Here is an 18733-nt window from a genome sequence, read left to right as displayed (position 1 = left end):
CACCAGAGGAGATGCAATTCTCATGACAGACGCACTCAAGCGCCTCTCGGACGAGGGCGTGGCGATCTGGCTGGACGACCTGTCGCGCAAGCGCATCACGTCCGGCAACCTCGCCGAGCTGATCGACCAGAGCCACGTCGTCGGCGTGACCACCAACCCGTCGATCTTCCAGAAGGCCATCAGCAGCGGCGACGGCTACGAGCAGCAGCTCAAGGACCTCGCGGCCCGCAAGGTCACGGTCGACGAGGCCATCCGCATGATCACCACGGCGGACGTCCGCGACGCCGCCGACATCCTGCGCCCGGTCTACGACGCGACCGAGGGCCAGGACGGCCGGGTCTCCATCGAGGTCGACCCCCGGCTGGCGCACGAGACCGCGGCCACCGTCGCCGAGGCCAAGCAGCTGGCCTGGCTGGTGGACCGGCCCAACACGCTCATCAAGATCCCGGCGACCAAGGCCGGCCTGCCGGCGATCACCGAGGTCATCGGCCTGGGCATCAGCGTCAACGTCACGCTGATCTTCTCGCTCGAGCGCTACCGCGAGGTCATGGACGCCTACCTCGCGGGCCTGGAGAAGGCCAAGGAGCGCGGCCTGGACCTGTCGAAGATCCACTCCGTCGCCTCGTTCTTCGTCTCCCGCGTGGACTCCGAGATCGACAAGCGCCTGGACAAGATCGGCACCGACGAGGCCAAGGCCCTGAAGGGCAAGGCGGCCCTCGCCAACGCCCGTCTGGCCTACGAGGCGTACGAGGAGGTCTTCTCCTCCGACCGCTGGGCCGCGCTGGACCGCGCGCACGCCAACAAGCAGCGTCCGCTGTGGGCCTCCACCGGCGTCAAGGACCCGGCCTACAAGGACACCCTCTACGTGGTCGACCTGGTCGCCCCCGGCACGGTCAACACCATGCCCGAGGCCACCCTGGAGGCCACCGCCGACCACGGCGAGGTCACCGGCGACACCATCCGCGGCGGCTACGCTCAGGCCCGCCTCGAGCTGGACGCGGTCGCGAAGCTGGGCATCTCGTACGACGATGTGGTGCAGCTGCTGGAAGACGAGGGCGTCGAGAAGTTCGAGGCGTCCTGGAAGGACCTGCTCACGTCGACCGAGGCGGAGCTCACGAAGCTCGCCCCCACGGAGGCCTGAAAACCTTGTCTGTAAACGGAGCGAACCCGCTTCGTGACGCACAGGACCGGCGGCTCCCGCGCATCGCGGGGCCGTCCGGCCTGGTCATCTTCGGCGTTACGGGCGACCTCTCGCGCAAGAAGCTGATGCCTGCCGTCTACGACCTCGCCAACCGCGGTCTGCTGCCCCCGGGCTTCTCGCTGATCGGGTTCGCCCGCCGCGAGTGGCAGGACGAGGACTTCGTGCAGGAGGTCCACGACGCGGTGAAGCAGCACTCGCGCACGCCCTTCCGCGAGGAGGTCTGGCAGCAGCTGGTGCAGGGCTGCCGGTTCGTCCAGGGCAACTTCGACGACGACGCGGCCTTCGAGACGCTGAAGTCGACGATCGAGGAGCTGGACAAGGCACAGGGCACGGGCGGCAACTTCGCCTTCTACCTGTCCGTCCCGCCGAAGTTCTTCCCCACGGTGGTCCAGCAGCTCAAGAAGCACGGACTCGCCCAGAAGGAGGGCTCCTGGCGGCGCGCCGTCATCGAGAAGCCCTTCGGCCACGACCTGGCCAGCGCGCAGGACCTCAACCAGATCGTCCACGAGGTCTTCCCCCGTGACGAGGTCTTCCGGATCGACCACTACCTCGGCAAGGAGACCGTCCAGAACATCCTGGCGCTCCGCTTCGCCAACACGATGTTCGAGCCGATCTGGAACCGGTCGTACGTCGACCACGTGCAGATCACCATGGCCGAGGACATCGGCATCGGCGGCCGGGCCGGCTACTACGACGGCATCGGCGCCGCCCGTGACGTCATCCAGAACCACCTGCTCCAGCTGCTCGCGCTGACGGCGATGGAGGAGCCCGGCTCCTTCCACCCCAAGGCGCTGGTGGCGGAGAAGCTCAAGGTCCTCACCGCCGTGGAACTCCCCGAGGACCTGGGCAAGCACACCGTGCGCGGCCAGTACTCCGGGGCATGGCAGGGCGGCGAGAAGGTCGTCGGCTACCTCGAAGAGGACGGCATCGACCCGAAGTCGAAGACCGACACCTACGCCGCGATCCGCCTGGAGATCAACAACCGCCGCTGGGCGGGCGTGCCGTTCTACCTGCGCACCGGCAAGCGGCTGGGCCGCCGCGTCACCGAGATCGCGGTGGTCTTCAAGCGGGCCCCGTACCTGCCCTTCGAATCCGGTGCGACCGAGGAGCTGGGGCAGAACGCCCTGGTCATCCGGGTGCAGCCGGACGAGGGCGTCACGGTGCGGTTCGGCTCCAAGGTCCCCGGCACCTCCATGGAGGTGCGCGACGTGACCATGGACTTCGCCTACGGCGAGTCCTTCACGGAGTCGAGCCCGGAGGCGTACGAGCGCCTGATCCTCGACGTGCTGCTGGGAGACGCCAACCTCTTCCCGCGGCACCAGGAGGTCGAACTCTCCTGGAACATCCTCGACCCGATCGAGGAGTACTGGGACAAGCACGGCAAGCCCGCGCAGTACCCGGCGGGCACGTGGGGGCCGGTCGAGGCGGACGAGATGCTCGCACGAGACGGACGGAGCTGGCGCCGGCCATGAAGATCGACCTCACGGAGACCACCTCCAGCAAGATCAACGCCGCGCTGGTGCAGGCACGCCGGGACATCGGCACGCCCGCCATCGGCATGGTGCTCACCCTCGTCATCGTCACCGACGAGGAGAACGCCTACGACGCACTGAAGTCGGCGAACGACGCCTCGCACGAGCACCCCTCGCGGATCATCGTGGTGATCAAGCGGGCCAGCCGCTCGCCGCGCAGCCGCCGGGACACCCGGCTGGACGCCGAGGTCCGGGTCGGCACCGACTCGGGCACCGGCGAAACGGTTGTGCTGCGGCTGCACGGCGAGCTGGTGGGCCACGCCCAGTCGGTCGTCCTGCCGCTGCTGCTGCCGGACGCCCCGGTGGTCGTGTGGTGGCCCGAGGGCGCGCCCTCGGACGTGGCCGGCAACCCGCTCGGGGCCCTGGGCCAGCGGCGGATCGTCGACACGTACGCCACCGAGGACCCGCTGACCGAGCTGGCCGCCCGGGCCCGCACCTACGCGCCCGGGGACACCGACCTGTCCTGGACCCGGATCACGCCCTGGCGTTCCATGCTGGCGGCGGCCCTGGACCAGCAGTCCGTCAAGGTCACCTCGGCGACCGTCGAGGGCGAGGACGAGAACCCCAGCTGCGAACTGCTGGCCATGTGGCTGGCGGACCGCCTCGAGGTGCCGGTGCGCCGCACCGTCTCCTCCGGCCCGGGCCTGACGGCCGTCCGGCTGGAGACCTCGCAGGGGCCGATCGTGCTGGACCGGGCCGACGGCGCGCTGGCGACGCTGTGCATGCCCGGGCAGCCGGACCGCGCGGTGGCGCTCAAGCGGCGGGAGACCGCCGAGCTGCTGGCGGAGGAGCTGCGCCGGCTGGACCCGGACAACACCTACGAGTCCTCGCTGAAGTTCGGCGTGGACCGGCTGGAGGCGGGCAGCGCCGCGGCGGCGAAGGCCGCAGCGGCCCCGGCCGCCCCGGCCGCGGACGCGGCTCCGGCCGCCAAGGCGGCGCCCGCCAAGAAGGCCCCGGCCAAGAAGGCGGTCGCCGGGTGAGCGTCCCCCAGGTCGTGGTCCACCGCGACAAGGAGCTGATGGCCCGGGCCGCGGCGGCCCGGCTCATCACCCGGATCGTCGACGCCCAGGCCGCCCGCGGCACGGCGTCGGTGGTCCTGACGGGCGGGCGCAACGGCAACGGCCTGCTGGCCGCGCTGGCCGAGTCGCCGGCCCGGGACGCGGTGGACTGGTCCCGGCTGGACCTGTGGTGGGGCGACGAGCGGTACGTCCCGGCCGACGATCCGGAGCGCAACCACGTCCAGGCGCGCGAGGCGCTGCTGGACGCGGTGCCGGTGGACCCGGCCCGGGTGCACGCCATGCCCGCGCTGGACGGCCCCTACGGCACCGACGTGGACGCGGCGGCCGCCGGGTACGCCCGGGAGCTGGCGGCGGCCGCGGGCCCGGAGGACCACGGCCCGGTGCCGCGGTTCGACGTGCTGATGCTGGGCGTCGGTCCGGACACGCACGTCGCCTCGCTCTTCCCCGAGCACCCGGCGGTGCGCGAGGAGGCCCTGACGGTGGTCGGCGTGCGCGGTGCGCCCAAGCCGCCGCCCACCCGCGTCTCGCTGACCCTGCCCGCCATCCGGGCCGCCCGCGAGGTGTGGCTGCTGGCGGCGGGCGAGGACAAGGCCGGTGCGGTGGCGATCGCGCTGGGCGGGGCCGGTGAGCTCCAGGCCCCGGCCGCGGGCGCCTACGGCCGTACCCGCACGCTGTGGCTGCTGGACCGGGCCGCGGCGGCCAAGCTCCCGCCGCAGCTCTACCCGCCGGCTTCGGCGTAACACCCGTACGCGAAGGGGCCCGCTCTCGGAGACGAGAGCGGGCCCCTTCTGCCTGTCCGGGAGCCTAGGCCCGGCCCCGCAGGCTGCGGTACGTGGCCACCAGGGCCGTGGTGGACGGGTCCAGGCCCGGTACCTCGGCCCCGGAGACCAGCGCCGGCTCCAGCCGCTTGGCGAGGACCTTGCCCAGCTCGACGCCCCACTGGTCGAAGGAGTCGATGTTCCAGACCGCGCCCTGGACGAACACCTTGTGCTCGTAGAGGGCGATCAGCTGGCCCAGCACCGACGGGGTCAGGGCCGGGGCCAGGACCGTGGTCGTGGGGTGGTTGCCGCGGAAGGTCTTGTGCGGGACCAGCGGCTCCGCGACGCCCTCCGCCCGCACCTCCTGCGGCGTCTTGCCGAAGGCCAGCGCCTGGGTCTGGGCGAAGAAGTTCGCCATCAGCAGGTCGTGCTGGGCCTCCAGGGCCGGCTCGAGGTCCGCCACCGGCCGGGCGAAGCCGATGAAGTCGGCCGGGATCACCTTGGTGCCCTGGTGGATCAACTGGTAGTACGCGTGCTGGCCGTTGGTGCCCGGGGTGCCCCAGACCACCGGCCCGGTCTGCCAGTCCACCGGATTGCCGTCCCGGTCCACGGACTTGCCGTTGGACTCCATGTCCAGCTGCTGGAGGTACGCGGTGAACTTGGAGAGGTAGTGCGAGTACGGCAGCACCGCGTGCGACTGCGCGTCGAAGAAGGCGCCGTACCAGATGCCCAACAGGCCCAGCAGCAGCGGGGCGTTCTCCTCGGCGGGGGCGGTCCGGAAGTGCTCGTCCACCAGCCGGAAGCCGGCCAGCATCTCGCGGAAGCGGTCCGGGCCGATGGCGATCATCAGGGAGAGCCCGATGGCCGAGTCGTAGGAGTACCGGCCGCCGACCCAGTCCCAGAACTCGAACATGTTGGCCGTGTCGATGCCGAACTCCTCGACCTTCTCCGCGTTCGTGGAGAGGGCGACGAAGTGCTTGGCCACCGCGGCCCGGTCACCGCCGAGCCCGTCGAGCAGCCAGCCGCGCGCCGAGGTGGCGTTGGTGATGGTCTCGATGGTGGTGAAGGTCTTCGAGGCGATGACGAACAGCGTCTCGGCCGGGTCCAGGTCCCGGACCGCCTCGTGGAGGTCCGCGCCGTCCACGTTGGAGACGAACCGGACCGTCAACTCCCGGTCGGTGAAGGAGCGCAGCACCTCGTAGGCCATCGCCGGACCGAGGTCGGAGCCGCCGATGCCGATGTTGACGACGGTGCGGATCCGGCGGCCGGTGTGGCCCGTCCAGGCCCCCGAGCGCACCCGGTCCGCGAAGTCCGCCATCTTGTCGAGCACGGCGTGCACCTCGGGGACCACGTCGGTCCCGTCGACCTCGACGACCGCGTCCGCGGGGGCGCGCAGCGCGGTGTGCAGCACCGCGCGGTCCTCGGTGGTGTTGATCTTCTCGCCGCGGAACATGGCCTCCCGCAGCTCGGCCACCCCGGTCGCGGCGGCCAGTTCCCGCAGCAGCTCCAGCGTCTCGTCGGTGACCAGGTGCTTGGAGTAGTCGATGTGCAGGTCGCCGACGCTCAGGGTGTACCGGCCGCCGCGGGCCGGGTCGGCCGCGAACAGCTCGCGCAGGTGCGTGCCGCCGAACTCGTCCCGGTGCTTGGCCAGCGCCGCCCACTCGGGCGTCTGATTCAGCCTGATCCGCCGGTTTTCCGTCATCTCGGACATCAACCCACTTCTTCCGTCCTGTCGTAGCCCCGCCACCCCCAAACCTAAGGGATCAGAGGCAGCAGAACAGACACAAACAGGCCCGGCCCACGGGAGAAGGTCTCCCATGGGCCGGGCCTCGAGTCATACCCTGCCGGACGGCTCAGATCTCGCCACGGAGCTTCGCGAGCGCCTCCGCGAGGATGGCCTCCCCGTCGGCGTCCGTGCGCCGCTCCCGGACGTACGCGAGGTGCGTCTTGTAGGGCTCGGTGCGCGGCGGGGCCGGGGGGTTGTCCCGGTCCTGGCCGGCCGGGAATCCGCAGCGCGGGCAGTCCCAGGTGTCCGGGACCTGCGCGTCGCTGGCGAAGCTCGGCTGCGTCTCGTGCCCGTTCGAGCACCAGAAGGAGATGCGCAGGCGCGGCGCGGACTCGCCGCGCTCGGCCTCACCCATCGGCCCCGCTCCGACCCGGCTACCACGGATCGCGTTGCCACTTGCCACGGTCGTAACTCCCTGCGTGATGGTGCCGCGTTCGGCCGGTGGATGTCCGCCGCGGGCGCCTCAGTCTACGGAAGTCCCAACGCGCGTCCAATGGCCGGAGTTACTTCTGGTCAGTTGCCCGTCTTCATGAGCAGACCCAGCGCCACAATGCTCGCGAACCACAGCAGACCGATCACGACCGTGATGCGGTCGAGGTTGCGCTCGGCCACCGAGGAACCGCCGACGGAGGACTGCATGCCGCCGCCGAACATGTCGGAGAGGCCTCCGCCCTTGCCCTTGTGCATCAGCACCAGCAGCATCAGCAGCAGGCTGAAGACGATCAGGGCGATCGAGAACCCCATAATCACGGCTGGACCCTACTTCCTTGGATATTGACGCGGGGGCCGGTGAGCCGACCTACGGCTCACTGGCCCCCGCAAGGGTACGACGGATCCGCCCTACCGCATACTCACTGACCTGCTCACTGGTCCCGGAAGCGGACGATCTTGACGAACTCGTCCGCGTCCAGGGCCGCGCCGCCGACCAGGGCGCCGTCGACGTCCGGCTGCGCCATGATCGCGGCGATGTTGCCGGACTTCACCGAGCCGCCGTACTGGATGCGGACCGCGTCGGCCAGCTCCTGGGAGTACAGCTCGGCCAGCCGGCCGCGGATCGCCCCGCAGACCTCCTGGGCGTCCTCGGGGGTGGCGACCTCGCCGGTGCCGATCGCCCATACGGGCTCGTAGGCGATCACGATCGACTCGACCTGCTCGGCCGGGACGTCCTTGAGGGCGCCGTCGACCTGGGCGAGGGTGTGCGGGACCTGCTGGCCGGCCTTGCGGACGTCCAGGCCCTCGCCGACGCACAGGATCGGGGTGATGCCGTTCTTGAAGGCGGCCTTCACCTTGGCGTTGCAGACCTCGTCGTCCTCGCCGTGGTACTGGCGGCGCTCGCTGTGGCCCACGGCCACGTACGCGCACTTCAGCTTGGCGAGCATCGGGCCCGAGATCTCACCGGTGTAGGCACCGGAGTCGTGCGCCGAGATGTCCTGGGCGCCGTACTTGATCTTCAGCTTGTCGCCGTCGACCAGGGTCTGCACCGAGCGCAGGTCGGTGAACGGCACGAGCACGGCCACCTCGGTCGCGTCGTAGTCCTTGTCGGCGAGCGCGAAGGCGAGCTTCTGGACGTGCGCGATGGCCTCGAGGTGGTTGAGGTTCATCTTCCAGTTGCCCGCCATCAGCGGGGTGCGGTCACTCACGGGTCAGCCTTCCAGTGCTGCGATGCCGGGGAGCGTCTTGCCCTCGAGGTATTCGAGGCTGGCGCCGCCACCGGTGGAGATGTGTCCGAACGCGTTCTCGTCGAAGCCGAGGATGCGCACGGCCGCGGCCGAGTCGCCGCCGCCGACGACGGTGAACGCGTCCGAGTCGAGGAGCGCCTTGGCGACGGCGGAGGTGCCGCCGGCGTAGTCGGGGTGCTCGAAGACGCCGACCGGGCCGTTCCAGAAGACGGTCTCGGCGTCGGCGATCTTCGACGCGTAGAGCTCGCGGGTCTTGGGGCCGATGTCCAGGCCCTCCTTGTCGGCGGGGATCTGGTCCGCGTCGACGACCGCGAAGTCGGCCGGGGCCTTGGTCTTCAGGTCGGGGAACTCCGAGGAGACCAGGACGTCGACCGGCAGGACCAGCTCGACGCCGTCGGCCTCGGCCCGGGCCATGTACTCCTTGACCTTCTCGACCTGGTCCTTCTGGAGCAGGGAGATGCCGACCTCGTAGCCCTTGGCGTAGAGGAAGGTGTAGGCCATGCCGCCGCCGATGAGGATGCGGTCGGCCTTGCCCAGCAGCTCGTCGATGACGGCGAGCTTGTCGGAGACCTTGGCGCCGCCGAGCACGACCACGTAGGGGCGCTTGACGTCGGCGGTGAGCTTCTTCAGGACGCCGACCTCGGTGGCGATCAGGTAGCCGGCCGCGTGCGGCAGCCGGGCCGGGAGGTCGAAGACCGAGGCGTGCTTGCGGTGCACCGCACCGAAGCCGTCGCCGACGTAGACGTCGGCCAGCTCGGCGAGCTGGTCGGCAAAGGCGCCGCGCTCGGCGTCGTCCTTGCTGGTCTCGCCGGCGTTGAAGCGGAGGTTCTCGATGACCGCGACCTGGCCGTCGGCCAGGGCGGCGACGGTCTCCTTGGCGGAGGCGCCGACCGTGTCGGTGGCGAAGGCCACCGGCGTGCCGAGCAGTTCGCCCAGGCGCGCGGCGGCGGGGGCGAGGGAGAAGGCCGGGTCCGGCTCGCCCTTGGGGCGGCCGAGGTGCGAGGCGACGACCACGCGGGCGCCGGCTTCGGCGAGCTTCGCGATGGTCGGCTGGACGGCGCGGATGCGGCCGTCGTCGGTGATGGTGCCCTCGGCGAGGGGCACGTTGAGGTCCGCGCGGACGAAGACCCGCTTGCCGGCGACACCCTCGGCGAGCAGTTCGTCGATCGTCTTCATGTGTTTCTGACTCCTTTGGCGCCCGTGTACTGGGGCGGAAGAACGACAGGCAAGCTACAGGGTCCGGCCGGCGCACCGTTGCGCCGCCCGGACCCTGTGCTTCACATCGTGGAACCTGCCCTAGGACTTAGAGCTGACCGCCGACGAAGACGGTGAGGTCGACGAGGCGGTTGGAGTAGCCCCACTCGTTGTCGTACCAGCCCACGATCTTGACGCTCTTGCCCTGGACCATGGTCAGGGAGGAGTCGAAGGTGCAGGAGGCCGGCCAGTTCACGATGTCGGAGGAGACGATCGCGTCCTCGGTGTAGTCGAGGATGCCCTTCAGCTGGCCCTCGGCGGCCTTCTGGAAGGCGGTGTTGACCTCGTCCTTGGTGACCTCGCGGTCCAGCTCGATCACCAGGTCGGTCACGGAGCCGGTGGGGACCGGGACGCGCATCGCGATGCCGTCGAGCTTGCCCTTGAGCTGCGGCAGGACCAGGGCGGTGGCCTTGGCGGCACCGGTGGTGGTCGGGATGATGTTCTCCGCGGCGGCGCGGGCGCGGCGCAGGTCCTTGTGCGGGAAGTCCAGGATGCGCTGGTCGTTGGTGTAGGCGTGGACCGTGGTCATCATGCCCTTGACGATGCCGAAGCTCTCGTCGAGGACCTTCGCCATCGGCGCCACGCAGTTGGTGGTGCAGGAGGCGTTGGAGATGACGTGGTGGTTGGCCGCGTCGTACTTGTCGTGATTGACGCCCATCACGATCGTGATGTCCTCGTCGGTGGCCGGAGCCGAGATGAGGACCTTCTTCGCGCCGGCCGCGAGGTGCTTGGCGGCGTCGGCCTTCTTCGTGAAGATGCCGGTGGACTCGATGACGATGTCCGCGCCCAGCTCGCCCCAGGGGAGGTTCGCGGGGTCGCGCTCGGCGAAGGTCTTGAAGGTGTTCCCGCCGACCGTGATGGTGTCGTCGGTGTGGCTGACGTCCGCCTTCAGCCGGCCGAGGATCGTGTCGTACTTCAGGAGGTGCACGAGCGTCGCGTTGTCGGTCAGGTCATTGACACCGACGATTTCGACGTCCGCCCCCTGCTCCAGCAGCGCCCGGAAGTAGTTGCGGCCGATTCGGCCAAAACCATTGATACCTACGCGGATCGTCACGAACCGATCTCCTCGTATGTGCGCCGGTCTGTCCGCCGGCGAGCTGTATGGGATGTCCCCGACCGCCTCCGACCCTACCTCTCCGTGAGCCTTTGGGTGACATCGAACGTCCTCCGACGCACGTGGGAATGCGCCGGAGGGCCCCCGGAGCGCCTGTACCAATTGGTTTCGGGCGGGATTCCGGGGGCCCAAAGGCCCGTTACGGAGAGTCAGCGCCGGAGGGTCCGCAGGGCCTTACCGATCAGTACCGAGCGGTCCTCCGGGTCCGTCAGGTGCTCCAGGCCGAAGCCGAGGAGGACCGTGTCACGCGTAGTGACCGATGCGAAGGACTGGAAGAGCTCCCCGGTCCGGGACCAGTCGCCCGGAACCGCGGGACTTCCGGCCGGAGATCCCTGGGCCGTCCAGCTGCCCAGGCCGGTCTCGAAGCCCTCGTCCTCCTGGTCCGCACCCCCGATGACCAGGCGCGCCTCGTCCGCGAAGACCCCGCGGCCGCCCGAGCCGGGGTCGGTGACGTAGGACAGCGCGAGCTCCACCTTCTTGCCTGCATAGGGGCTCAAGTCGAAGGCGACCTGCTTCCAGCCGCCCGCGGAGCCGGTGAAGCTGTTCCAGGCCCCGGTGGTGCCGCCGCCGGTGCAGTTGCCCCCGGCGAGGGTGAGGTAGTGCGCCAGGAAGGGGTGGTCGCCGATCAGGAAGCCGGCGCCGCACTCCTCGGGCACCGCGGTGCTGCTCTGGCCGTTGAGGTCGGGCAGCGTCGTCCAGTCCTCGGCGCCGGTGGTGTGCGCCTCCAGGACGGCGTGGTCGTAGCCCGGCTCGGTGTTCCAGTTGAGCGCCAGGCGCAGCTGCGGCTGCTGGGCGGCGGTGACCTGGGTGAGGTCGACGGTGCGGACCAGCCGCTTCCAGTCGTCGTCCTGGTGCAGGGCCGCTGCCATGCCGGTACCGCGGTAGGGGGCGTACGGGTTGACGACCCCGGTGTACGCACCCGACTTGGCGCTCTTGAACTGCGGGAACTGCGCCGCCGGGAGGCTGTCGGAGGTGACGGTGTAGGAGCCGGCCGCGTCCAGCGGGTTGCCGGGCGCGTCGGCGAGCGGGCCGCCGGTACCGGCCAGCGCGCCGGAGCCGGCGAAGCCGGTGGCGCCCCGGGACCCGGCCCGGCCGTAGGCGCCGAGGTAGTACTGGCTGAAGTCGTCGGTGAGGGCGCGGCCGACCTCGGCGTCGCCGCCGGCCTGCTCACCGGCCTCGATCAGCCGGCCGCCCTCGTTGAGGAAGTCCCGGATCGCGAGCTGGACCGGGCCGGAGGGGGCCTGGGCGCCCGTGTAGTGGACCGCGGTGCGGTAGTGCGACAGGACGCCCAGCGGGTGCGGGACGCCCTGCGTGGCGACGTCCCAGACGGCGGCGGAGCGGTGGTTGGCGCGCAGCGCGGCCACGTACTTCTGGGCCTGGGTGGCGGCGGCGCCCTCCTCGGCGATCACCAGGACGTCGGCGCGGGGGGCGCGGTCGACGGAGTAGGTGAAGTGGGTGCTGGCCGACCGGGCGCCGGCGGCGCCGCGGCCGGTGAACCAGACCTCGACCCGGTCACCCGGGCGGGCGCCGGTGACGGCCGCGCGGTACTGGTCGTAGCGGTTGTTGTCCTCGCCGCCGTAGCGGGCGCCGCCGCGCCAGGGCTTGAGGTCCTTCTGGTGCGTACGGCCGCCGTTGATCCGGTAGTTGAGCTGCTTGCCGCGCAGCGACTTGCGCGCGGTGACCGCCACCTGCTGCGCCCCGCCGCGGGCGGCGGAGCGGGTGAAGGGGTCGGTGGTGAAGTCGGCGGCCTCCAGCCCCACGGAGGAGGACGGCCGGTCGGGGTGCGCGGCGGTCTCGGCGACCGAGAGCGCGAAGGGCACGTTCTTGGCGAACTCGCCCTGGATCAGCTTCTCGTCGTCGGGGAAGTTGAAGCCGGACGGGCAGTCCTCGGCCTTCCAGGCGTCGTCGGGGTCGATGTCCGAGGCGGTCTGGCAGGTGGTCATCTCGGGGGTGAACATCATGACGCCGTTGGCGTTGGCCGCCTGGCCGTCGGCCTCGCCGTTGGTGGTGTACAGCTCCGAGGAGACCTGCGGGTAGTAGCCCGGCACGGCCGGCTTCTCGGGGGTGCCGGCCAGCGCCTTGTAGAGCACGTCGTCCGGGGTGGGGGTGGCCACCTGCCAGCCCACGCCGTAGAGCAGCAGCTCCGCGGCGGAGTGGTAGTTGATGCCGAAGTCGAAGCCGATCCGCTTCTCGAAGCGGTCCAGGGCCACCGTCTCGGGCTCGGAGTCCGCGGCCGGGCCCCGGTAGGTCTCGTTGAAGGGGTCGGGGGAGGAACCCTCGTTGTCGTAGCCCCACTTGTAGGCGAAGTTGCGGTTGAGGTCGACGCCGTCGCCGTTGGTGATCTTGCCGTCGCCGTCGTTGTCGCGCAGGTTCTTGCGCCAGAGCCGGTCGCCGTCGGCGGCGAAGGTGTAGTCGTACCCGTCGGGGTTGGCGGAGAGCAGGAACCACAGCTCGGTGGAGTCCAGGATCCTGGTGATCCGCCGGTCCTTGCCGTAGCCGTCGACCACCTCGTGCATCAGCCGCCGGGTCATCTCCGGGGTGATCCACTCGCGGGCGTGCTGGTTGGACATGTAGAGCACGGAGGGCTTGGCGCCGTCCCGGGTCCGGCGGGCGTTCTTGGTGACCTTGAGCGCCAGGATGTCCTTGCCCTGCACGGTCTTGCCGATGGAGACGACCTTGGTCAGCCCCGGGTGCTGCTGCCCGGTGCGGACGATCTCCTCCTGGAGGCCGCCCTTGCCGCTGTACGGGCGGAAGACCCCGTCGCCGGCGGCCGCGGTCCGGGCCGCCGCCTTGGCCGGCACCCGCCGCTCGGTCAGCCTGACGCCCTGGGCGCCCAGGGCGCGGGCCTGGCTGCCCGTCAGGAAGAGCTCCACGTGGGCGGTGCCGCGGGCCGGGGCCCGCTCCGCCAGTTCATGGGCGTCCTGGCCGGCCGCGAGGACCAGCGGGACCTGGGCCCGGGTGATGTCCGCGTCGTAGACCCGCACTTCGTCGGCCGCCGCGCGGTCCCCTGCGGGTCCCGACTGCGCCAGGGCCGCCGGTACGGCCGCCATGGAACCGAGGATCAGTGCGCCGGTGGCGAGGATCGAGCTCGCTCTGCGCCTCATGTGCCCCCCTGCTGTCGTCTGTCACGAAAGCGTTCGGACGCAAGGCTCACCAGCTCCCATGGTCATGTCAATGGGGCGGGTGGCGTGTCGGACGGAAAACGGAACGGGGCCCCGGGCCGTGGTCGGCGGGGCCCCCTTCCGTCGGGCGGGACGGCGCGGCGGGCGTCAGCCGGCCAGGTTGTCGGCCATCTCCTCGGTGAGGTTGGACTCCGTACCGGGGATGCCGAGGTCCTGGGCGCGCTTGTCGGCCATCGCCAGCAGGCGGCGGATCCGGCCGGCCACCGCGTCCTTCGTCAGCGGCGGGTCGGCCAGGGCGCCCAGCTCCTCCAGGGAGGCCTGCTTGTGCTCCATGCGCAGCCGGCCGGCGGCGGCCAGGTGCTCGGGCACCTCCTCGCCCAGGATCTCCAGGGCGCGCTGCACCCGGGCGCCGGCCGCGACCGCGGCGCGGGCCGAGCGGCGCAGGTTGGCGTCGTCGAAGTTGGCGAGCCGGTTGGCGGTGGCCCGCACCTCGCGGCGCATCCGCCGCTCCTCCCAGGCCAGCACGGACTCGTGCGCGCCCAGCCGGGTCAGCAGGGCGCCGATGGCGTCACCGTCGCGGACGACGACCCGGTCCACCCCGCGCACCTCGCGGGCCTTGGCGGCGATGGAGAGCCGGCGGGCCGCGCCCACCAGCGCCAGGGCCGCCTCCGGCCCGGGGCAGGTCACCTCCAGCGAGGAGGAGCGGCCGGGCTCGGTGAGCGAGCCGTGCGCCAGGAAGGCGCCGCGCCAGGCCGCCTCGGCGTCGCAGGTGGCCCCGGAGACCACCTGCGGGGGCAGCCCGCGGATGGGCCGGCCCCGGCCGTCGACCAGGCCGGTCTGGCGGGCCAGCTGGTCACCGCCGGCCACCACCCGCACCACGAAGCGCGAGCCGCGGCGCAGCCCGCCCGGGGCCATCACGATCAGCTCGGAGCTGTGGCCGAAGATCTCGAGGATGTCCTTCTTCAGGCGCCGGGCCGCGAAGCTGGTGTCCAGCTCGGCCTCGATCACGATCCGGCCGCTCACCAGGTGCAAGCCGCCCGCGAACCGAAGGATCGCCGAGACCTCCGCCTTCCTGCAGCAGGTGCGGGTGACGGGGAGACGCGAGATCTCGTCCTTCACCGCCGGCGTCATCGCCATGGGCCGATCCTTCCATGCATCCGAAAAATACGGTCGTACGCGGCTGCCAGCAGCTCCGGGTCGTGCTTGGCGGAGCCTCCCCCGGCCGCGACAGGCGCCAGTTCGACCGCGGCGCCGAACCGCTTGGCGGCATCGGCGAGGGATTCGCGGTCGGGTACGGCAGCCTGGTCGGCCAGCACCACGTCCAGGGCGAGTTTAGGGGCGTGTCGGGCCAAAACCTCCAAATGACGCTGCGGAGAGAAGCCCTCGGTTTCGCCCGGCTGGGGGGCGAGGTTCAGCGAGAGGACCCGCCGGGCCTTGGTCTCGGTCAGGGCCTCCAGCAGCTGGGGCACCAGCAGGTGGGGGATCACCGAGGAGAACCAGGAGCCCGGGCCGAGCACCACCCAGTCCGCGTCGAGCACCGCCTCGACCGCCTCCGGCACGGCCGGCGGGTCGTGCGGGACCAGGTGGACGGACTGCACCTCACCGGGGGTGAGGGCGACCGTGGCCTGGCCCCGGACGGTGTCGACGTACTCCGGCCGGGCCGGGTCGTGGCCCTTGACCAGCGCCTGGAGCTCCAGCGGCACCGCCGACATCGGCAGCACCCGGCCGTGCGCGCCCAGCAGCCGCCCGACCAGGTCGAGCGCCTTGACGTGGTCGCCCAGCTGCTCCCACAGCGCGACGATCAGGAGATTGCCCACGGCGTGCTCGTGCAGGTCGCCGCGGGACTGGAAGCGGTGCTGGATGACCCGGGCCCAGGTCTGGCCCCAGTCGTCGTCCCCGCACAGGGCGGCCAGCGCCTTGCGCAGGTCGCCGGGGGGCAGCACGCCCAGCTCCTCGCGGAGCCGGCCGCTGGAGCCGCCGTCGTCGGCGACGGTGACCACCGCGGTCAGGTCGCCGGTGATCCGGCGCAGGGCGGCCAGCGAGGCGGACAGCCCCATGCCGCCGCCGAGGGCGACGACCTTGGGCTGGGCGCCGCGCCGGCGGCGGCCGGGGGCGCCCTCGGCCGCGCCGGCCGGGCCGAGCCGCCGCAGGCGGCCCAGCCGGAGGGTGCGCCCGGTCACTCGCGCCCCATGTCCCGGTGGACGACGACGGTCTCGACTCCCTCGGAGGCGAGGCGGGCGGCGAGCTTCTCGGACATGGCCACGCTGCGGTGCTTGCCGCCGGTGCAGCCCACCGCGATGGTCACGTACCGCTTGCCCTCGCGGCGGTAGCCGGTGGCGATGAGCTGCAGCAGCTCGGCGTACCGGTCCAGGAACTCCTTGGCGCCGGGCTGGTTGAAGACGTAGCCGGACACCTCCTCATTGAGCCCCGTGAAGGGGCGCAGCTCCGGGACCCAGTGCGGGTTGGGCAGGAAGCGGCAGTCCACGACCAGGTCGGCGTCGACCGGCAGGCCGTACTTGTACCCGAAGGACATGACGGTGGCCCGCAGCTCGGGCTCCTCGTCCCCGGCGAACTGGGCGTCCATCTTCGCGCGCAGCTCGTGGACGTTCAGGCTGGAGGTGTCGATCACCAGGTCGGCGTCCCCGCGCAGCTCGCGCAGCAGGTCGCGCTCGGCGGCGATGCCGTCGACGATCCGGCCGTCGCCCTGGAGCGGGTGCGGGCGGCGCACCGACTCGAAGCGGCGCACCAGGGCGTCGTCGGAGGACTCCAGGAAGACGATCCGGCGGGTGACGCCCTTGGTCTCCAGGTCGGCCAGGGACTCGCGGAGGTTGTCGAAGAAGCGCCGGCCGCGGACGTCGACGACCACCGCGATCCGGGCGACGTTGCCCTGGGACCGGGCGCCGAGCTCCACCATCGTGGGGATCAGCGCGGGCGGCAGGTTGTCCACGACGAACCAGCCGAGGTCCTCCAGGCACTTCGCGGCCGTGCTGCGGCCGGCTCCGGACATGCCGGAGATGATCACCAGCTCGGGGATGGCGGCCTCGGCTGCCTCGCCGGCTTCCACGCTCGTGCCCGTACTCACCTGTGCTCCGTCTCGGTCGTGCGTTCTCGCGTCGTCGGGTGCGGTCTCTCCTGCAGCCTGTCCTGCAGCGTCCCGCGCGTCGTGCTCGGTCATCGGTCGGTCCCCCGTTCGGCCGAGGTCCCCGCGGGCGCGGGGGTCTCGTCCTCCATGATCTCTCCTGTCGCGGTGTTCACGGCGGGAGCCGCGGGGGCCGCCTGGGCGAGGGCCACCGCCACGCTCTCGGCCGTCTTGCGGCCTATGCCCGGGACCTCGCAGATCTGGTCGATTGTCGCCTGTCGGAGCTTCTTCACGGAACCGAAGTGTTTGATCAAGGCCAGCTTGCGGGTCTCGCCCAGGCCCGGGACCTCGTCGAGGGGGCTGGTCTTGAGCCGCTTGCCGCGCTTGTTGCGCTGGTACTGGATGGCGAAGCGGTGGGCTTCGTCACGTACCCGCTGGAGGAGGTACAGGCCCTCGCTGGTCCGGGGCAGCACCACCGGGTCGTCCTCGCCCGGCAGCCACACCTCCTCCAGGCGTTTGGCCAGGCCGCACACGGCGACGTCGTCCACGCCGAGCTCGGTCAGGGCCCGCTGGGCCGCGGCCACCTGCGGCTGCCCGCCGTCGACCACGACCAGCTGCGGGGGGTAGGCGAACCGCTTGGGGCGGCCGTCGTCCTCGGCGGGCCGGGCGTCCGGGCCGTCGGGGTCGTCCTCCTCTGCGGTCCACTCCCCCGTCTTCAGCTTCTCCTGGAGGTAGCGGCGGAAACGGCGGGAAACCACCTCGTGCATGGAGCGGACGTCGTCCTGCCCCTCGCCGTGCCAGACCTGCGTGTCGCCGACCCGGCCCTTGATCTGGAACCGCCGGTACTCGCCCTTGCGGGGCAGGCCGTCCTCGAAGACGACCATGGACGCGACCACGTCCTCGCCCTGGAGGTGCGAGATGTCGAAGCACTCGATGCGCAGCGGGGCGCTGTCCAGCCCCAGGGCCTCGGCGATCTCCTCCAGGGCCCGGGAGCGGGTGGTCAGGTCGCTGGCGCGCTTGGTTTTGTGCAGGGCCAGGGACTGCACCGCATTGCGCCGGACCGTCTCCATGAGGTCCTTCTTGTCGCCGCGCTGCGGGATCCGCAGGCTGACCTGGGAGCCGCGGCGCTCGGCGAGCCACTGGGAGACCGCGGGCGCGTCCTCCGGCAGGGCCGGGACCAGGACCTCCTTGGGGACCCCCTCGCCGCGCTCCTCGCCGTACAACTGCTGGAGGGCGTGCTCGACCAGGCCGGCGGTGTCCACGGCCTCGACCTTGTCGGTGACCCAGCCGCGCTGGCCGCGCACCCGGCCGCCGCGGACGTGGAAGATCTGCACGGCCGCCTCCAGCTCGTCCTCGGCGAGGGCGATCAGGTCGGCGTCGGTGGCGTCGGCCAGCACGACGGCGTTCTTCTCCATGGCGCGGCGCAGCGCCCCGATGTCGTCGCGCAGCCGGGCGGCGCGCTCGTACTCCATCTCCTCGGCGGCGGCGTGCATCTCGCGCTCCAGCCGGGAGAGGTAGGTGCCGGTCCGGCCGGCCATGAAGTCGCAGAAGTCCTCGGCCAGTTCGCGGTGGTCCTCGGGGCTGATCCGGCCGACGCAGGGGGCCGAGCACTTGCCGATGTACCCGAGCAGGCAGGGGCGGCCGATCTGCGCGGAGCGCTTGAACACCCCGGCGGAGCAGGTGCGGACGGGGAAGACCCGGAGCATCAGGTCGACGGTCTCGCGGATGGCCCAGGCGTGGCCGTACGGGCCGAAGTACCGCACGCCCTTCTTCTTGGGGCCGCGCATGACCTGGACGCGGGGGTAGTCCTCATTGAGGGTGACCGCGAGGGAGGGGTAGCTCTTGTCGTCCCGGTACTTGACGTTGAAGCGCGGGTCGAACTCCTTGATCCAGGAGTACTCCAGCTGCAGGGCCTCGACCTCGGTGGCCACCACGGTCCACTCGACGGAGGCCGCGGTGGTCACCATGGTGGCCGTCCGGGGGTGCAGTCCGGCCACGTCCTGGAAGTAGTTCGCCAGCCGCTGGCGCAGGCTCTTGGCCTTCCCGACGTAGATCACCCGGCGGTGCTCGTCGCGGAATTTGTAGACGCCCGGGGAGTCGGGGACCTGGCCCGGCTTCGGGCGGTAACTGGAGGGGTCGGCCATGCCCTCCACCCTACTTCCGCCCACCGACATCCCCGGCCCTGCCGG

15 protein-coding genes are annotated in these 18733 nt (G+C 71.4%); 4 read left to right on the top strand and 11 right to left on the bottom strand.

Annotation, left to right across the window (positions count from 1 at the left end; genetic code table 11):
• The first annotated feature begins 22 nt into the window (after positions 1-22).
• The 4 genes from tal to pgl are packed head-to-tail and all read left to right on the top strand — an operon-like array spanning position 23 to position 4492.
• Positions 23-1141, top strand: a complete 1119-nt coding sequence (gene tal, locus AB0O40_RS07490; protein ID WP_365036640.1) for a transaldolase — start codon at positions 23-25, stop codon at positions 1139-1141.
• A gap of 5 nt (positions 1142-1146) precedes the next feature.
• The gene (gene zwf, locus AB0O40_RS07485; protein WP_365036638.1) at positions 1147-2673 is read left to right on the top strand and encodes a glucose-6-phosphate dehydrogenase; all 1527 of its coding nucleotides are present in this window, start codon (positions 1147-1149) and stop codon (positions 2671-2673) included.
• Entirely contained in the window at positions 2670-3713 is a 1044-nt protein-coding gene (opcA, locus tag AB0O40_RS07480; RefSeq protein WP_365036636.1) for a glucose-6-phosphate dehydrogenase assembly protein OpcA, read from the top strand. Before zwf ends, opcA begins: the two co-directional genes overlap by 4 nt.
• Positions 3710-4492, top strand: coding sequence for a 6-phosphogluconolactonase (gene pgl, locus AB0O40_RS07475; protein ID WP_365036634.1), 783 nt, complete (start codon positions 3710-3712; stop codon positions 4490-4492). The genes opcA and pgl overlap by 4 nt, the downstream gene beginning before the upstream one ends.
• A 64-nt stretch (positions 4493-4556) precedes the next feature.
• On the opposite strand, the gene pgi is transcribed toward pgl, so the two are convergent.
• From pgi to uvrC, 11 genes are all read right to left on the bottom strand, one after another.
• Positions 4557-6212, bottom strand: coding sequence for a glucose-6-phosphate isomerase (pgi, locus tag AB0O40_RS07470; RefSeq protein WP_365036738.1), 1656 nt, complete (start codon positions 6210-6212; stop codon positions 4557-4559).
• Between the two features lie 151 nt (positions 6213-6363).
• Complete coding sequence (locus tag AB0O40_RS07465; protein ID WP_030197743.1) at positions 6364-6651, bottom strand: RNA polymerase-binding protein RbpA; 288 nt, start codon at positions 6649-6651, stop codon at positions 6364-6366.
• 158 nt (positions 6652-6809) lie between these two features.
• Positions 6810-7046, bottom strand: a complete 237-nt coding sequence (gene secG, locus AB0O40_RS07460) for a preprotein translocase subunit SecG (protein ID WP_365036632.1) — start codon at positions 7044-7046, stop codon at positions 6810-6812.
• A 113-nt stretch (positions 7047-7159) separates the two neighbouring features.
• On the bottom strand, positions 7160-7936 hold the full coding sequence (gene tpiA, locus AB0O40_RS07455) for a triose-phosphate isomerase (protein ID WP_365036630.1): 777 nt from the start codon (positions 7934-7936) through the stop codon (positions 7160-7162).
• A 3-nt stretch (positions 7937-7939) separates the two neighbouring features.
• Positions 7940-9151, bottom strand: coding sequence for a phosphoglycerate kinase (locus tag AB0O40_RS07450; protein WP_365036628.1), 1212 nt, complete (start codon positions 9149-9151; stop codon positions 7940-7942).
• Positions 9152-9278: 127 nt separating this feature from the next.
• Positions 9279-10283, bottom strand: a complete 1005-nt coding sequence (gap, locus tag AB0O40_RS07445; RefSeq protein WP_365036626.1) for a type I glyceraldehyde-3-phosphate dehydrogenase — start codon at positions 10281-10283, stop codon at positions 9279-9281.
• Between the two features lie 209 nt (positions 10284-10492).
• Entirely contained in the window at positions 10493-13447 is a 2955-nt protein-coding gene (locus tag AB0O40_RS07440) for a M14 family zinc carboxypeptidase (RefSeq protein ID WP_365036624.1), read from the bottom strand.
• Between the two features lie 165 nt (positions 13448-13612).
• Positions 13613-14602, bottom strand: a complete 990-nt coding sequence (whiA, locus tag AB0O40_RS07435; RefSeq protein ID WP_030197759.1) for a DNA-binding protein WhiA — start codon at positions 14600-14602, stop codon at positions 13613-13615.
• Positions 14593-15645 (bottom strand): uridine diphosphate-N-acetylglucosamine-binding protein YvcK, encoded by a 1053-nt coding sequence (yvcK, locus tag AB0O40_RS07430; protein ID WP_365036622.1) that lies wholly within the window; start codon positions 15643-15645, stop codon positions 14593-14595. The genes whiA and yvcK overlap by 10 nt, the downstream gene beginning before the upstream one ends.
• The gene (gene rapZ, locus AB0O40_RS07425; protein ID WP_365036620.1) at positions 15642-16640 is read right to left on the bottom strand and encodes an RNase adapter RapZ; all 999 of its coding nucleotides are present in this window, start codon (positions 16638-16640) and stop codon (positions 15642-15644) included. The genes yvcK and rapZ overlap by 4 nt, the downstream gene beginning before the upstream one ends.
• Entirely contained in the window at positions 16637-18688 is a 2052-nt protein-coding gene (uvrC, locus tag AB0O40_RS07420) for an excinuclease ABC subunit UvrC (protein WP_365036619.1), read from the bottom strand. The genes rapZ and uvrC overlap by 4 nt, the downstream gene beginning before the upstream one ends.
• Positions 18689-18733 lie beyond the last annotated feature (45 nt).

The organism is Streptomyces sp. NPDC089919 (assembly GCF_040684615.1).
Lineage (GTDB): Bacteria > Actinomycetota > Actinomycetes > Streptomycetales > Streptomycetaceae > Streptomyces.
This window is presented reverse-complemented; position numbering and strand designations above follow the sequence as displayed.

Bases quoted from the DNA above. Each gene is read 5' to 3' on its own strand.
- tal (WP_365036640.1), top strand. From the start codon at position 23: ATGACAGACGCACTCAAGCGCCTCTCGGACGAGGGCGTGGCGATCTGG.
- opcA (WP_365036636.1), top strand. From the start codon at position 2,670: ATGAAGATCGACCTCACGGAGACCACCTCCAGCAAGATCAACGCCGCG.
- pgi (WP_365036738.1), bottom strand. From the start codon at position 6,212: ATGACGGAAAACCGGCGGATCAGGCTGAATCAGACGCCCGAGTGGGCG.
- AB0O40_RS07465 (WP_030197743.1), bottom strand. From the start codon at position 6,651: ATGGGTGAGGCCGAGCGCGGCGAGTCCGCGCCGCGCCTGCGCATCTCC.
- AB0O40_RS07450 (WP_365036628.1), bottom strand. From the start codon at position 9,151: ATGAAGACGATCGACGAACTGCTCGCCGAGGGTGTCGCCGGCAAGCGG.
- AB0O40_RS07440 (WP_365036624.1), bottom strand. From the start codon at position 13,447: ATGAGGCGCAGAGCGAGCTCGATCCTCGCCACCGGCGCACTGATCCTC.
- whiA (WP_030197759.1), bottom strand. From the start codon at position 14,602: ATGGCGATGACGCCGGCGGTGAAGGACGAGATCTCGCGTCTCCCCGTC.
- rapZ (WP_365036620.1), bottom strand. From the start codon at position 16,640: ATGACCGAGCACGACGCGCGGGACGCTGCAGGACAGGCTGCAGGAGAG.
- uvrC (WP_365036619.1), bottom strand. From the start codon at position 18,688: ATGGCCGACCCCTCCAGTTACCGCCCGAAGCCGGGCCAGGTCCCCGAC.